This is a genomic window from Clostridium sp. CTA-1, assembly GCF_054768215.1.
In genome coordinates this window covers 32,965-49,486 of the sequence record NZ_BAAAAP010000013.1, presented here as the reverse complement: position 1 = coordinate 49,486, position 16,522 = coordinate 32,965, and the positions used below count along the sequence as shown (strand labels likewise).

The window sequence follows — 16,522 nt, the reverse complement described above, 5'->3', positions numbered from 1 at the left end:
TTTCTTGTCGCTTTATAATATATATAAGATTATATTAAGAAGCACTATATATCTTTACATCTACACCGTAAAAATTTTGTCTACACCCCCCGATGTTAAAATAGCTATCGTAAGGATCAAAAAATTTTATACATCACTTAGAAATTAATACTAAATTCCTTGGTCTTGATATAGAAATTAAAAGCAAATAAAAAAGTGCTCCATCCTCACAAGATTAGCACTTTTTCTTGTTAACATATTTCATTAAAAACCAATAACCCTAAACCAAAATATATTTCCTATTGAACCTTATAACACTATATCCTTCCTTTTAACCACAACTATACTAAGTACTAAGAAAACAGTTATATATATACATGCAGTAAGTGAAAGCATTAGAATATTATCAGAATTTAAATTTTGTACAATCCTATAAGCATACATTCCTCCAGAAAATGTATAATACATTATATTTTTCATCTGAGAATCTATCATCATCATAATAACATCAATTCCAATTCCTAATCCTATCATTGCACCACTATTATTAATGGTCATTGCAATAAAGCTTACAACTGCACTAAAGGATAATAAAGGTAATATTATACTAGCATAGACTTTTATATTATTAATAAACAAATTTAAGCTATCTCCATTATTCCCCAAACTAAAAGCGATAGTTCCAACAATATAACTTCCAACAAAACCCACAATTAAAAATATTAGCGCATATAAAGCTATAAATAAAAATTTTCCAATTATAAAATCACTTTTCTTAATAGGAGTCATTAATGAAAATTTCATAGTTCCATGAATATAATCTTCTGTTAATGTTTCAGTTATTACTAACACCATAAATATTGGAATCATTGGTTTCATCAGCATTCCAAAAAGAGTTTCGATCACAAAATTATTTGCATTCATTCCATCCTGTGGATGGGATTTTCCCAAAACAGCCATAATAGCTATACTTATAATTAAAGTCATTGCTAATACATAAAACTTTTTACCACTAAACATTTTTATAACTTCATTTTTTAGAACCTTAAGCATATTTTTTATCTCCTTCCATTACATCGAAAAAATAATCCTCCAATGAAGTTTCACTGCAATGTAGATTTTCAACATTAACATCATTAGAAATTAAAAGCTTATTTATATTTTGAAAATTACCTTTCTTTATCTTAATTCTTATACCACCTTCAAAACATTCAATCTTTGAGGAAGTATTCATATTTTTTAATAAACGAGAAGTTTTTTCTTTTTCTTTTGTATAAATTTCTATTACTTCCTCATCTGTATTTAAAAGATCTTCAACATAACCTTCAATCTTAAGGCTCCCCTTTTCTATAATTCCTATTCTATTACATACTGATTGAATTTCATTTAATATGTGTGATGATATAAGAAATGTTACATGGTATTTTTTTGATAAATCCTGTATAAGTCCCCTTATATCCTTTATTCCTTGAGGGTCTAATCCATTAGTTGGCTCATCTAATATAACTATATTGGGATTATTTAAAAAAGCTCTCGCAATTCCAAGCCTTTGTTTCATTCCTAGAGAATATTTAGACACATTTTTATGAGCTGCATCCGTTAATCTCACCATTTGGAGTACTTCATCCACTCTTTCTTTAGAAGCACCATATAGATTAGCCATAAGGATAAGATTTTTATATCCTGATAATCCTCCATAAAAGCTTGGGGCTTCTACCATAGCTCCTATTTTTTCAATAGCCTTTTGGCTATCTTTTTCTACATCATATCCATTAATAATAACCTTACCTGAAGTAGGTTTTATAAGTCCCATAATGCTTTTTATGGTTGTACTTTTCCCGGCTCCATTTGGTCCTAAAAATCCATAAACATCTCCTTCATATACAGTAATATTAAGATTATTTACTGCTTTTTTGTTTTTATATTCTTTAGTAAGATTATGAGTACTTAATAAACATTTTTTTTTCATATATAATCAGCTCCTCTTAATATCCTGTGCCTATCAACGCACATTACTTGTTTTTATTTGATGATTATATACTAACAAAGTTATATAGACTATTTTTTATGCCTTCCTAAGTGAACCTTATCTATTCATAAAAAGCTTTATTTTTACGGTTATGAAATAAAACTTTACGGTTAAGAAAAAAGACAGCCTTCTTTAAACTACCACCATATATTAGACAAAAATCTAACACTTCGATGTGCAGTTTAATTAGGATGTCTTTTCTATATATTTTATCCATATTTCCTGAATAAACATATTCCCTTCAATAGATGTATTTAAAAATACATTTCCATATTTCGTATCTATAATATTTTTTACAGTATATAAGCCTAAGCCTCTTCCCTTTCCTTTTGTAGAAAATCCTTCTTTATATATTTTATGAATTATAGGCTTGTCTCCAAAAAAATTATTATGTACTGCTATAACCACATAATCATTTTTATTTGCAACAGCAATACATATCTTAGGTGCTTCACATTCTCCTGCTGCTTCAATGGCATTATCCATAAGTATTCCTATTATTCTACATAAATCCATTATATTTATATGTATATAATCAATATCTTCTACAATATGAACATTTATGTCTATATTCATTGATGAAGCTTTTATAAGTTTTGTTGATAGTATTGCCTTTAGTCCCTGAACTTTAATATATTTAAGCTTATCTATATTGCTATTACTCCATTTTATATTCTTGTCCATATCAATAACATTATTATAAAAAAACTCACTAAGTCCTTCTATATCTTCATTATCTATATATTCCTTAAGAGGTGAAAGCATATTTATGTAATCATGTTTGAATCTTCTTGTTTCACTATACATCTCTTCTATAATATGAGCATATTCTTCTATTTCATTTTTTTCTTCAATTTTCCTTCTCAATTCAACCCTATATTCAACACTTTTATCATAATAATAAACTATAATACTTGTAAGCATAATTGATATTAGTGGCAAAGCTTCTGGAACAAAATTGCCCATAATAAAATCTATCTTTTCATTATTTATTATAGAGGTACATGTAAATATATAAATTGATGCTATCATTACAGTTAATAATGTGCTTATCATTAAAATCATTCTAAATCTTATTTGGGATGATGAAATTTCTTTATTTCTCCTTTTGTTTGATACAGTTCTTTTTATTATTAAAGATGCGAACACTATAATAGGTAACATTATTATAAATTGAATTAATATATAATCTAGTGATACATTATCTAATCTTGCACCCCAAAATGCATATATAAAAGTGTATATTGTATTTGCCAAATATACACTATAAATAGTAATCAATGTTTTTATTTTACTTTCATTTTCATTATTTCTTAATTGAACAATAGTTATAATTGAAAGTATAGGAAGTATTAAAGTATATGAACCAGTGGTAAGCACCATTTCCGTTATAAATGAAATGATAAAATATTTTTTTATATTACTTATATTTATTGTATTTTTATATAAGATATATATTGAAATTGAACATAAAATACTCATTAGTACAGATGGTATTATCATATAGCATAAAAACATATTTATAAACTTAGTAAAAGTCATACCAAGAGTCCCCTCATATATCTAAATGAAACATAACATTCTTCTTCGTTTTCCATTATTATTTTATTATGCTTCTTGTCTATCTCTTGAATTTTGTCTTTGTTCACAATATATGATTTATGACATCTATAAAAATTTAAAGGAAGTTTTTTTTGTATATCCTTTAAGTTTGCATACAATTCAATCTGTCTAGTTTCCTCATGGATTCTTATTTTATGAGGGATTCCTGTAGTTTCAATAAATAAAATATCACTGGGTCTAATATTTATTATTCGTGTATCCGTATCTATTGAAATATATTCTTCTTCATATTCTTGTTTATGATACCTATTATAAGCCTTTATAATACAGCTATTTACTCTTTCTTTAAAATCCTCATCATCCTTAATTACATAATCCATAGCTTCTACTTTATATTTAAATGCTAAATAACTCATTTCTAAATGAGTAGTAGTAAATATTATATATCCTAAGGAATCTAATTCTCTAATTTTTTCACCCAGCTTTATACCATTTATATCATTTTTTAAATCTACATCCAAAAGATAAATACCAGTGTTCCTGTTTTCTTTTATATGACTTATTATTTCCTCAGGACTTTCTGTAGCTAGTGCTATATCTAAATCTAATTTTTCTCTTAATATAGTATTTTCTACAAATTGCTTCAGTTTATCTCTATGTACCCTATTATCTTCACAAATTATTACTCTTAGCATTACTTTTTCTCCTTACTTTATATCAAACTTTTTCATATTCATATATAAATATGAAAAATACTAATGATATAAAAATTAGTATTTTTATCTGCAAATAAATATTAGTTTAAATTCATATATAACTGAAATAGAATGAAAAAAGCTTACCTGTTGTTCCATAACTAAAGATAGATAAAAAATAAATCTTATCTATGTAATAGAATAAATACTTAAAGAAATTTTTTTCCCATGAAAAATTTTCTTTATTTATATTTTAACAAATTTTTATATAAAGTAAAAATTTAAGTTTTAATCTAAATATATTAATATATTCTTTTATAGATGTTATAAAAACAAAAAAACATTCTGGCTAGAAATCACTGCTGATAATTTTCAATAATTATATAATTAGTTATTTCCTTTAAAAGGAATATAGTGGACAAAATAATGGTAAATAAGACAATTTCAATTATTTACATGAATATAATAACATGATATATTATTGAGGATTGAAAATTTTCACAGATAAGAACTAATTTATTAATGCATTAATGAAAATCTTTTAATGTTAGGAAAGATTTTATGAAAGAACATTTAAAAAGTAATAATATTAATAATAATTATTTATCAATTAAAGGGTTAATCTTTTCCTTGCTATCCACTTTAGGGATTTTAATTCTTCAAGAACTTGCACTACATTTTACATTTCTAAATTATTGGGAGGCCTATTTTATTTTTTCCATAGTTGCTTTCCTTTTTGTTTCAGCTACAGTATATTCCAAATTTTGCACAGGCAATGAAAATTTTTTGTCTATTATACTAGTAGTATTTTTAAACATCTTATTAAGATATGTATTTTATTATTTCATAGCAATACTAAATCTTTCGTTAAGTAATAAAGTTAGCTATTTTCAAGTTATAAAGAGTTTACCAATCAACACTTATATAATTAATACATTTTTTAATAACATTATGATTTATGATGATTTACAACTTACTAAAGACTTATTTTTGGGATATCATCTATTCTATTTAGTTTTAGCTATATATTATGCAAAAAAAGAAATATATAGGGCTGTATTTTATAAAACTACAGATTCTGAAGCAATGATAAATTCTATTGCTAGTGAAATGAAATCTAAAATTATATATAATGATGAAATGAAAAATCATAAGTAATATAAATAAGTTTAAACACTAATTATCTATTTACATTTATAGAACATTCAACGGAGGGATAAATATGTCTAAAATTATTAATCTAAATGATGGTGGCATTAAAGAAAATATCGAAAGTATTAATAAAAGACTTGTGCTAGCATACTCTATTTTAATTGTTATATTTGTAGCATTTATATCTTTTGATTTTTATATAAGTTATCTTAGTGATCCAGAGTTTTTTATTAGGCCCGCATTACTTTTTGTAATAATTATGTCCCCTTTTATAATTTACTCCTTAACTAAGTTAATAAAAACTAAACTATACTTAAGTGACTTTACAAAATGTCCAGTATATAAGAGAATTTCAGAAATACATAACTTAAATAATATACCCGAGTTTGAAAAATTTGATAGAACTGTAACTAAAGAAGTTAATCAAAATCTACTATTTAACTTTAAAAAAAGCAAAATAATGGGAACCAAATCTTTTATAATTACCTATGGGTTACCTTTGAACAGTGAATTCAATGTATTTGATCCAAATACATTATTATTAGTAGTATTTAATCCAGTAACTATTAGTGATTTAGTTATAAAACCAAGATCCAAGGCTAAAACTTCTCATGAATTAATTTTATATTTTGAGGATAGAGCCTTCTTACTGTTTGCAAATACAAAAAAAGAAGGACAAGAAATTGCAGATAACCTTGCAAATACTTATAAGGTTTTACAGGGAAATAACCTACAGCTGGAAAGATTCTATGAAAAGGATAGGGAAAAATTTATACAATCCTGTAGAGAACAAATTGAAAATATCTATTCATCAAGTTCTTCTAATATTTAGATCGAGCTTACTTATGAAAAATATATCTCATATTTTACAAAATAATATTCCTACCACAGGTAATCATAAATAAAATTATTTTGTAATTTATAAATTAAAATAATATATCATAAAAAGAAACCTATAAAATAGAAAATGAGAACATTTGTATATTTATAGGTTTCTTTTTATTAATTACCTTAAAGTCTTTTTTATTATTCTATTTAAAAATCTATTCTTATTTTGATCCAGTAATCATATAGGTATTCTTATTAATCCTATCCCACTCTATTTCTTTAAAACTACTTTGCTGTAATAAATATAAAAAATTACTACCTACTTTATATTTTTTATTGCTAATATAACTAAAGGTATATAAAAACTTGCTAGTAACAGTCTTTGCCATAGTCCACTTAATCCAATAACTGTGTTAGAAAAGTGATCCTTTTCACTCATAACAAAAAGTGTAAAAATTATTATATTAATAATAAAAAATATAATAAAAATCATGCCTAATAAACTTTCACTTTTCATATAAGCTAATTTACTAATTATTAAGGGCATAAATGCTAATGCAATAAATCCTATACCCGAACCTATCCCATGAATCTTACCTTCCATAGATTCTATAATTTTTCTATCCTCCACACTAAACATTGCTGATAATATACATGCTCCTCCTCCAAATAATATAAATATTATTGCTCCTATAACTGCAAGCATATTTGAAACTTCTGAGTATGCTCTATAAAAAGTAATTGATGTGAGACTCATTATAATTCCCCAAATTATAAGCCATAGGTTATAATACTTAGAAACAGGACTATTTTTTCCTCCAAGGGCACTTAAAACTTCTCTACTATGGCTGTACTTTGGATAAAAAAGAACTAATATATATGGAACTATAAATTCTAAAAATGCTCCCATAATTAATACAAGCCAATTTAATTTTGCTCCCCACATTTTTATAAAACCCCTTTTTATATCTCCTGTAGACCATACTACATAGATTATATTTATTTACTCTTCGTCATTATCTTTCTCTTTTTCAACCATACCAAATTCCTCTAAGAATTTTACAGCGAAACTCTTCATTATATCCACTTTAGCTATAGCTATTCCCTTTTTTTCATCTCCTAGCACTATAAGATTATCACCAGCATTTATATTAAATTTTTCTCTTGCTTCTTTTGGGATAACAATTTGCCCTCTTTCCCCTACTTTTACTGTACCAAATATATATTTTCCATCTTTTATTTTTGACATTTTCTCCAACTCCATTCATATTATTCATACTTTTCATGTTTATCATATCATTTATATTTTGTACTGTAAATAACTTGTATCATATAATATTTATATGATAATAAGAAAATTCATACTAAAATAATAAACTTATATAACTTTCAAATATTATAAATTTCATTTACTTATATTAGAAAGTTCTAACTAACAAGAATATATATAATATAATTGAACCAAGTACTTCAATAGCTTAATGTATTTTAGTCAATAGAAATCATCAGCCTTATAAAATATTTTGTTGTAAAGATATTTATAAAATTGCAATTTATGAAGATATAAAAATTGAACTTGAAAATATATTTAAATAAAAAAAGATTCTCAAAATAGATTTTATTTTGAGAATCTCTTTTATTTCTTTACTTTTCAATTATTCCTCCACCTATTAATAAATCATCTTTATAGAAAACCACAGATTGACCTTTAGTTATAGCCCTTTGTTTTTCATGAAAATTTACCCTTACTCTACCATCTTCTACAGGAGTTATTATTGCCTTTGAAGGAATTTGAGAATATCTTATCTTAGCCTCAACTTCCATAGGCTCTTTTAAAGTATCAAAGGGTATATAATTTGTATCCTTAGCTATAAGTTCTGTATTTAAAAGATCTTCTAAATCTCCTAAAACTACTTCATTTCTAAATAGATTTATATCTACTACATACATAGGCTTTCCAAAAGCTATACCTAATCCTTTTCTTTGTCCTATGGTATAATATACTATTCCTTTATGAGTACCTAATATATTCCCTTGCTTATCTACAAAGTTACCTTCTCTAACCTTATTAGGAAATCTATTTTTAATATACCTTCCATGATCATTATCTGGTATGAAGCATATTTCTTCACTATCTTTTTTATTGTGAACCCTAAGACCTATTTCTTTAGCTATTTCTCTAATTTTACTTTTTTTATACTGTCCACAGGGCATCAAGGTTCTTTCCAATTGAAATTGTGTAAGATTATAAAGAGCGTAGGTTTGATCTTTTTTATCGTCTTCTGATTTCTTTATTATATATCTATCATTATGCTTTTCTATGATAGCATAATGACCTGTAGCCACATAATCTATACCCATAGCCATGGCTTTATCCAGAAATGAAGAAAACTTTATAAATTTATTGCAGGCTATGCAAGGATTTGGTGTTCTTCCTTCCATATATTCATCTACAAAATAATCAATAACATTTCTTTTAAAGGCATCTTTAAAATTCATAACATAAAAAGGAATGCCTATTTTATTTGCTACCCTCCGAGCATCCGCTACTGCACTTAAAGAGCAACATCCACCTTCTTTTTCTATAAATTCCTCATCATCTTGCCAAATTTGCATAGTTACTCCTATAACCTCATAACCCTGCTCCTTTAAAAGATACGCTGCTACTGAACTATCTACTCCTCCACTCATACCAACTAAAACTTTCTTTTTCAAAATATTCACCTCCCTACTAAATTATTAAAATATCTATTTACTTATTGTTTTTTTTAATACATAATAAATAGTTTTTGCTTTACACAATTATTCTTATTTACTACAATTTTAAAATTACTTGCTTTTAGGCTTATTATTAACCATATTAGTTTTATTTAAGTCACAACAATCTAATTTTTTATTTTCAAATTCTTTTTCATTAACCTTTTCTAATTTTTTTATTAATCTTTTAAGTATGTTCATATTATCACCTTACAGATTTATTTTTAATATAAATGAACTTCATCCTAAGACTTTTTAAATTTTATCTGATACCCATATATTGTGAATTTTAATGTACTAGGAAAATTTTAAATTTATTTTACTTTCCTAATTATTTTCTTTAAACTATATTAAACTAGTTTTTATTTATTTCAGTATTTAAACTGCCCATCTTATACCCTTCTGTATCTACAGTAACATATTTAAATCCTAATTTTTTAAATTTTTCTGATACTTTATCTAGAATATCCTCATTGAACAATTTCACTCTTTCTTTTTTAGGCACTTCTATTCTAGCCAAATCCCCATGACTTCTTACTCTTACTGCTCTAAATCCTAACTCCATCATATATACTTCTGCCTTTTCTATTCTAGATAAATCTTCTTCTTTTATTTCTTGATTATAAGGAATTCTAGACAAAAGACAGGCATAGGCAGGTTTATTCCAAGTTTGTAACCCTAGCTCCTTAGATAAAGTTCTTATTTCCTCTTTATTTATAGAGTTTTCTAAGAGAGGACTTTTTACATCTAATTCTTTTAATGCTCTCATACCTGGTCTATAATCTTTTGTATCATCCAAATTAGTTCCATCTACTATATATTTGACGCCCTTTTCCTTTGCCAATTCTTTTATTTTACTAAATACGCCTTTTTTACATATATAGCATCTGTCTTCTGGATTAAATCTTATTTCTTCAAGCATTGGAACTTCTAAAAAATATGATTTTATTCCTATGTTATTTGCTAATTCTTTAGCTTCTTCTATTTCCCATTTTGGAATATAAGGTGATACTACTGTAATGGAAATAACATTATCTCCTAAAGCTTCCTTTGCTGCTTTTAATAATAAGGTACTATCTACACCTCCAGAAAAAGCTACTGCTACACTACCTAAATCCTTTAAATAGTTAATAAGATTATTATATTTATAATTCATTTTATACCATCCCCATCTTATATTTTTGTCCTATTATTATGCTTGTTAATATTTCCATCTACTATAAAAATCAAGTATTTGTATACATTTTTGTAAGTTAATATAAAATTAAGCTATATAGATATATTTATCCGATGACTACCCGCTCTAATACTCCCATCTTCTTTAAAGTGGGAGTAAAGAGTGGGTACATCCCTGGATAACGATTTCTAAGCTTTAGAGGGAGTAAAAACTCCCCCTGAAGCCAAGAACTCTGTTTATAATAATACAAATCATATCAATTTAAAGATTACTTTACTATTTCCTTTAATTTTTCTAATACAAAATCTATTTCTTCTTCTGTATTTTTAGCACCTAAAGTAAATCTTATAGTTCCTTTTAAAAATTCCTTATCTAATCCTAAGGCTAAAAGCACATGGGATGCATCTACTGCTCCTGCTGAACAGGCACTTCCTGCTGAAGCACATATACCTTCACTATCTAAAAGCATAAGTAATAACTCCCCATCTACATTTTTAAAACTAACATTTATATTCCCTTTTAATCTTTCTTTTCCCAAAGTCCCATTTATTTTAGTTCCTTCTATCTGCAAAAGTCCATTTATAAATTTATCTCTAAGTTTTTCTATTCTTTTGTTTTCTTCTTGACCCTTTTCTTTAAGTAATGAAACTGCCTTTTTAAAACCAACTATAGCAGCTGGATTTTCTGTTCCTGCTCTTTTTCCTCTTTCTTGGCTACCACCATGTAAAAGATTATCTATTTTTGTGCCTTTCTTTATATATAATGCCCCAATCCCTTTAGGACCATATATTTTATGTGCAGTTATAGTCATTAGATCTATGTTCATTTCTTTCACATTTATAGGTATTTGCCCTAAAGCTTGAACTGCATCTGTATGAAATAAAACTTTATGTTCCTTACAAATTTCTCCTATAGATTTTATATCTTGTATAGTTCCTATCTCATTATTAGCAGTCATAATAGAAACTAATGTAGTATCTTTTCTTATATTTTCTTCTAATTTTTTTAAATCTATTTTCCCATAACTATCTACAGGCAAAAATGTTATTTCAAAACCTTTTTCTCTTAAATATTTACAACTATTTAAAACTGCTGGGTGTTCTACAGAAGAAGTTATTATGTGTTTTCCTTTGTTTCCATTTCCATAAGCTATCCCTTTTATAGCCCAATTATCCCCTTCTGTACCACCAGATGTAAAAAATATTTCCTCTGGTTCTCCTCCTATAAAATCTGCAATTTCTTCTTTAGATTCATCTATAGCAATTCTTAAATTATTAGCCATATTATATACAGAAGAAGGATTTGCATAATATTTTGTTAAGTAAGGAATCATAGCATCCATTACTTCTTCCTTTATATAAGTAGTTGCTGCATGATCCATGTATATCTTATTTCTCATATAATCACCACTGTTTTTTATTTTATTATTTGTAACTATATATTTTATATTAATATCTTTAAAGTTTTATATAAAAAATATTTAAATTTAATCAAATAAATAAATTATTTTTTACTCTTTTCTGTAACATTTTCTCCAAACCATTTTTTAGATATATTTTGCAGTGTTCCATCCTTTTTCATATCATCTAAAGCTTTATTTATTTTTTCTATTTTTTCTTTATTTTCATCCTTCTTTGCAAAAGGATATGCATTTTCCATCTCTTCTATAGGTTCACCGGCTAACTGTAAATTTAATCCTGATTTTTTTATATTTACAAGGCAGGCTAATTTGTCCTCTATTAAAGCATCAACTCTACCCAAATCCACATCTTGGAACATACCTGAAAAACTATTATATTGTTTTGTTTTTATATCTTCCCCTTTATTCTTATTATTATAATCTTCTATGGATTTAGAATAATTAGTTCCTACCTGAGTAGCTACAGTTTTGCCCTCTAAATCCTTTAAAGATTTTATATTATTATTTCCTTTTTTAGTAGCTAACTGTACTCCTGAATAAACATAAGGTTTTGAAAAATAATATTTTTCTTTTTTCTTATCTGTTACAGTTATCTCGTTGGCTACAGTATCTATTTTACCTGTATCTAGCATTCCCATAATACCTGTCCAATCCGCTACCTTAAATTCTGGTTTATAACCTGTTCTTTTACCTATTTCTTCCCAAATATCTATTTCAAAGCCTTGAACTTTATTACTATCTTTATCTATAAAAGTAAATGGATAGTACTGTCCTGAAGTTCCTATTTTTATTGTATTTTTATTTTCATTTATTTCTTTATTCTTTTGAGCACACGCTGTTAATCCTACTCCTAAAGTTACAACTAATGACATACTTAAAATTATTTTTTTAAACTTTTTTATATTCAATTCTATATCCTCCTAATACTATTAATATTAAATTTTAATAAGCTTTTCCTATTTTTCTTTCTAATAATTTTTGCATAAAATTAAATAACTCTACCATTACCCAATATATTAAAGCTACTGCTAAATAACTTTCAAAAAATCTATAACTAGATGCTGCATTCATCTGTGCCTTAGATAGTATTTCTGCAACCCCTACAGTAAATGCTAAAGATGAGCTTTTTAAAAGATCAATAAAACTATTACCTAAAGAAGGAATTGCAACTCTAGCAGCCTGAGGTAAAATTATTCTTTTCATAGCTTGGATTTCAGTCATGCCTAAAGATAATGAAGCCTCCATCTGTCCTTTATCTATAGACATTATTGCACCTCTTATTATTTCTGCCATATAAGCTGAACCATTCATACTCAAAGCAATGATCACTGCCATATATGCTGGGATCTCTTTAAAAGACGGAATAATTTGAGGCAAACCATAGTAGAACAGAAAAAGCTGTATCAAAATAGGTGTTCCTCTAAAGAAAGATATATAAATTTCACTTATTCTATGAAAAATTTTAACTTTATACATTCTTATTACTGCTAATATAACCCCCAATAGAACAGCTATAATCATGGATAAAATGGCTATAGACAAAGTTATATGAACATACTTTAAAAGAACTACTAATGATTGTACTAAATATTTTACATCGAAAATTTCCACAATTTTTCCTCCTATCTATGGTTTCCTCATTAATTATTTTTTATTACTCAAATACTCCTGTAGATAAATATCTTTGTCCTGTATCTGGAAGTAATACTACTATATTTTTCCCTTCATTTTCTGGTCTTTCAGCTATTTTCATAGCCGCATAAACTGCTGCTCCTGAAGATATTCCAACTAAAAGACCTTCTGCTTTTGCTATACTCTTTGTTACTTCAAAAGCTTTTTCATTAGATACCTTAAATATTTCATCTAAAACCCCTGTGTTTAAAGTACTTGGTACAAATCCCGCTCCTATTCCTTGAATTTTATGTGGTCCTGGGTTGCCTCCTGATAAAACTGGTGAATCTTCTGGTTCTACTGCTATTATTTTTATATCTTTATTTTTTTCTTTTAGGTATTCTCCTACTCCTGTAATTGTTCCACCTGTCCCTACTCCTGCTATAAATATATCTACTTCTCCTTCTGTATCATTCCAAATTTCTACCGCTGTGGTCTTCTTATGCATAGCTGGATTAAATTTATTTTCAAATTGCTGTGGAACAAAAGAGTTTTTATATTCCTTTGATAATTCTGTTGCCCTTTCTATAGCCCCCTTCATTCCATCCTTTCCAGGTGTTAAAACTAACTCGGCACCATAAGCTTTTAATATAAGTCTTCTTTCTATACTCATAGTTTCTGGCATAGTTAGTATAAGTTTATAACCTTTAGCTGCTGCTACAAAGGCAAGTCCTACACCTGTATTACCACTAGTAGGCTCTATTATTACTGTATCTTTATTTATTAGTCCTTCTTTTTCTGCTTCCTCTATCATAGCAAAGGCTATTCTATCTTTTACACTGTTTGCTGGATTAAAATATTCTACTTTAGCTAGTATATTAGCTTTTAATTTATTTTCTTCTTTTAATTTTCCTAACTCTAATAATGGTGTATTTCCTATTAATTCTGTTATATTTTTATATATTTTTTTCATAATTATTTTCTCCTTTCAACATTAAATATTCTTAAGATGGTACGAGTTTGCCTATTTGTTTACTAGGTTTTAAATTGAAATTTCATTTTTAATTTCTACTGGTATCTTGTAAAATATACATCCACTACACATTAAACCATCCCCTTTTCGTTCAGTACCTAAATATCTATTAGTATAGCTACTTTAAGTAAAATAAAAATTTTATTTATAAACTATTAGATTTACTTTATCTACTATAGCATTAACTTTACTCTATATTCTAATTATCAAGGCATGTCTAATTATTCTTATTGGTTTACTAGGTATTCATTTTAAATAAACTGTACTACAACATTATATGTAGTACATTATGTTTTGGTTATCTGATTTTTTGTATGCCTCTACTAAATCTTCTAAAGTTATAGAATCTACTACTCTTTCTATGCTTTCATTAATTCTATCCCATAAATTTGTCTTAATAGATTTTTCCATTCTATTATTTAAATAATCATCATTAAGTTCTACTACAGATAGATCTCCTTCAAGAGCTCTTAGTATTTCACCTGCAGTTATATGTGCTGAATCCTTTTCTAATATATAGCCCCCTTGAGCCCCTTTTATTCCTTTTATTAAATTGTTCTTTCTTAATAAGGAAAATATTTGTTCTAAATATCCCTCGGATATGTTTTGTCTTTCAGAAATACTTTTTAAAGTAACTGCTTCTTCTGTAGAATTTATAGCTAAGTCTATTATAGCCTTTATGCCATATTTTCCTTTAGTTGATATCTTCATAAAATCTCCTCTTTCATAGTATTCCTATCTATTTACTATGATTATATTCTTTTAATTAATTTATGTCAATATTTTTTAAAAAACTTTTCATTTTATATTGAAATTGATTTTCATTTGCTGTATACTTAGTATTATAAGAAACAAGCACATATAATTAATTGAAACCACACGAAAATCTCTTTGATTTATAGTAAATATTTTTCTAGATTTAAACCTCCTACTAATATTAAGTCTAGGAAACCCTCCTTACTCATTTATTTACTATAAATTAGAGAGATGTTTTCTTTTAAGTTGTAATTTGTTCCTACTCTATAACATTATTAAACTTTCATATATCTCTAATATTTTTTTATAAAATCCAATTATTAATTTTTTAAATAAAAAATACTATGAAACTATCTATTGTATCATAGTATTTTCTTATTAAGGAAATATATTTATCCGATGACTACTCGCTCTAACACTTCCATGGCACTCTGTGAAAGCGATTCCCACCAAATCGAAGATTATTCGGACTCTCTGCTTTTCTTCAAAGTGGGAGTAAAGAACGGCTACGTCCCTGGATAACGACTTCTCCTAATGGATAACGACTTCTAGTCTGTTAATAAGCTTCAGAGGGAGTAAAAACTCCCTCTGAAGCTTAGAAATCTGTTTAGCCTAAGGCTACATCTAATATCATCATTACAGTAAATCCAATTAATACTCCTATAGATGATATATCTGTATCCTTTCCTTCCTGGGCTTCAGGAATTAGTTCCTCTACTACAACAAATATCATGGCTCCAGCTGCAAAGGATAAGGCATAGGGTAATAAATTTCTTATAAATAATACTGCCGCTGCCCCTATAACACCTGCTATAGGCTCAACTATACCAGAAGCTTGCCCATACCAAAAGCTTTTTAATCTACTATTTCCTTCTCTTCTTAGTGGTATAGATACTGCTGCTCCTTCAGGAAAGTTTTGAATTCCTATACCTAATGCTAAAGCTATAGCTCCTGCTAAAGATGCAGACTCTATATTGGCCCCTACTGCTCCAAAGGCCACTCCTACAGCTAATCCTTCTGGTATGTTATGAAGGGTTATAGCTAAAACTAATAATATGCTCTTTTGCCAACTAGTTTTAATTCCCTCTGCATCCTCTCTATCTTTGCCTAAATGAAGGTGTGGAAGAATTCTATCTACTATTCTTAAAAATATTCCTCCTGCTAAAAAGCCTACTGCTGCCGGTATCCATGCAATTTTGCCCTGGGATTCTGCCATTTCTATAGCCGGTGCTAAAAGTGACCAATAGCTAGCTGCAATCATTACTCCTGCTGCAAAACCTAACATAGCATTTAATACTTTTTTATTTATATTTTTAAAGAAAAACACTAATGCTGCTCCTAAAGCTGTAACCGCCCAAGTAAATAAGGTAGCTAAAAGAGCCTGCATAATGGGATTCAATTCTTTAAACCAAGTCATACTATCCCCTTCTTTCTAGTTCTGAATAAACAATAATAATTATTACTTGATAATTTCTTATTTTGATTTTATCACGTACTATCAATATAATCAATATTTACTTTT

General features: G+C 27.1%; 17 protein-coding genes. 2 read left to right on the top strand and 15 right to left on the bottom strand.

Annotated features, from left to right (window positions below):
• Positions 1 to 288: 288 nt before the first annotated feature.
• The 4 genes from ACYUEW_RS12010 to ACYUEW_RS11995 all read right to left on the bottom strand — a co-directional run bounded on the left by ACYUEW_RS12010 (position 289) and on the right by ACYUEW_RS11995 (position 4,266).
• Entirely contained in the window at positions 289 to 1,032 is a 744-nt protein-coding gene (locus ACYUEW_RS12010) for an ABC transporter permease (RefSeq protein WP_460276848.1), read from the bottom strand.
• Positions 1,025 to 1,948, bottom strand: a complete 924-nt coding sequence (locus tag ACYUEW_RS12005; RefSeq protein WP_460276847.1) for an ABC transporter ATP-binding protein — start codon at positions 1,946 to 1,948, stop codon at positions 1,025 to 1,027. Before ACYUEW_RS12005 ends, ACYUEW_RS12010 begins: the two co-directional genes overlap by 8 nt.
• A gap of 246 nt (positions 1,949 to 2,194) precedes the next feature.
• Positions 2,195 to 3,550 carry a sensor histidine kinase gene (locus tag ACYUEW_RS12000; protein WP_460276846.1) on the bottom strand — a complete coding sequence of 452 codons (1,356 nt, stop codon included), beginning with the start codon at positions 3,548 to 3,550 and terminating at the stop codon, positions 2,195 to 2,197.
• Positions 3,547 to 4,266: a LytR/AlgR family response regulator transcription factor gene (locus ACYUEW_RS11995; protein ID WP_460276845.1), complete on the bottom strand. Its 720-nt coding sequence runs from the start codon at positions 4,264 to 4,266 to the stop codon at positions 3,547 to 3,549. Before ACYUEW_RS11995 ends, ACYUEW_RS12000 begins: the two co-directional genes overlap by 4 nt.
• A 561-nt stretch (positions 4,267 to 4,827) precedes the next feature.
• Between ACYUEW_RS11995 and ACYUEW_RS11990 the strand changes: the two genes are divergently transcribed.
• Positions 4,828 to 5,424 (top strand): hypothetical protein, encoded by a 597-nt coding sequence (locus ACYUEW_RS11990; RefSeq protein ID WP_460276844.1) that lies wholly within the window; start codon positions 4,828 to 4,830, stop codon positions 5,422 to 5,424.
• 64 nt (positions 5,425 to 5,488) lie between these two features.
• On the top strand, positions 5,489 to 6,250 hold the full coding sequence (locus ACYUEW_RS11985) for a hypothetical protein (protein ID WP_460276843.1): 762 nt from the start codon (positions 5,489 to 5,491) through the stop codon (positions 6,248 to 6,250).
• Positions 6,251 to 6,565: 315 nt separating this feature from the next.
• Here the strand turns inward: ACYUEW_RS11985 and ACYUEW_RS11980 are convergent, their stop codons facing one another.
• From ACYUEW_RS11980 to ACYUEW_RS11930, 11 genes are all read right to left on the bottom strand, one after another.
• Positions 6,566 to 7,192, bottom strand: a complete 627-nt coding sequence (locus ACYUEW_RS11980) for a DUF998 domain-containing protein (RefSeq protein ID WP_460276842.1) — start codon at positions 7,190 to 7,192, stop codon at positions 6,566 to 6,568.
• Positions 7,193 to 7,249: 57 nt separating this feature from the next.
• Positions 7,250 to 7,495, bottom strand: a complete 246-nt coding sequence (locus ACYUEW_RS11975) for an AbrB/MazE/SpoVT family DNA-binding domain-containing protein (protein WP_045884620.1) — start codon at positions 7,493 to 7,495, stop codon at positions 7,250 to 7,252.
• Between the two features lie 395 nt (positions 7,496 to 7,890).
• Complete coding sequence (gene mnmA, locus ACYUEW_RS11970; RefSeq protein ID WP_460276841.1) at positions 7,891 to 8,961, bottom strand: tRNA 2-thiouridine(34) synthase MnmA; 1,071 nt, start codon at positions 8,959 to 8,961, stop codon at positions 7,891 to 7,893.
• A 114-nt stretch (positions 8,962 to 9,075) separates the two neighbouring features.
• Positions 9,076 to 9,204: an LDCC motif putative metal-binding protein gene (locus tag ACYUEW_RS11965; RefSeq protein ID WP_265204184.1), complete on the bottom strand. Its 129-nt coding sequence runs from the start codon at positions 9,202 to 9,204 to the stop codon at positions 9,076 to 9,078.
• Positions 9,205 to 9,358: 154 nt separating this feature from the next.
• Positions 9,359 to 10,159: an ATP-dependent sacrificial sulfur transferase LarE gene (gene larE / locus ACYUEW_RS11960; protein ID WP_043031747.1), complete on the bottom strand. Its 801-nt coding sequence runs from the start codon at positions 10,157 to 10,159 to the stop codon at positions 9,359 to 9,361.
• Between the two features lie 289 nt (positions 10,160 to 10,448).
• Positions 10,449 to 11,579: a cysteine desulfurase family protein gene (locus ACYUEW_RS11955; protein ID WP_460276840.1), complete on the bottom strand. Its 1,131-nt coding sequence runs from the start codon at positions 11,577 to 11,579 to the stop codon at positions 10,449 to 10,451.
• A gap of 104 nt (positions 11,580 to 11,683) precedes the next feature.
• Entirely contained in the window at positions 11,684 to 12,508 is an 825-nt protein-coding gene (locus ACYUEW_RS11950) for an amino acid ABC transporter substrate-binding protein (protein ID WP_460276839.1), read from the bottom strand.
• A gap of 34 nt (positions 12,509 to 12,542) precedes the next feature.
• Positions 12,543 to 13,211 (bottom strand): amino acid ABC transporter permease, encoded by a 669-nt coding sequence (locus tag ACYUEW_RS11945; RefSeq protein WP_460276838.1) that lies wholly within the window; start codon positions 13,209 to 13,211, stop codon positions 12,543 to 12,545.
• A gap of 43 nt (positions 13,212 to 13,254) precedes the next feature.
• Positions 13,255 to 14,184: a cysteine synthase A gene (gene cysK, locus ACYUEW_RS11940; RefSeq protein WP_278001019.1), complete on the bottom strand. Its 930-nt coding sequence runs from the start codon at positions 14,182 to 14,184 to the stop codon at positions 13,255 to 13,257.
• 333 nt (positions 14,185 to 14,517) lie between these two features.
• Entirely contained in the window at positions 14,518 to 14,955 is a 438-nt protein-coding gene (locus ACYUEW_RS11935; protein ID WP_003356138.1) for an RrF2 family transcriptional regulator, read from the bottom strand.
• A 652-nt stretch (positions 14,956 to 15,607) separates the two neighbouring features.
• The gene (locus ACYUEW_RS11930) at positions 15,608 to 16,417 is read right to left on the bottom strand and encodes a ZIP family metal transporter (protein WP_257413352.1); all 810 of its coding nucleotides are present in this window, start codon (positions 16,415 to 16,417) and stop codon (positions 15,608 to 15,610) included.
• Positions 16,418 to 16,522 lie beyond the last annotated feature (105 nt).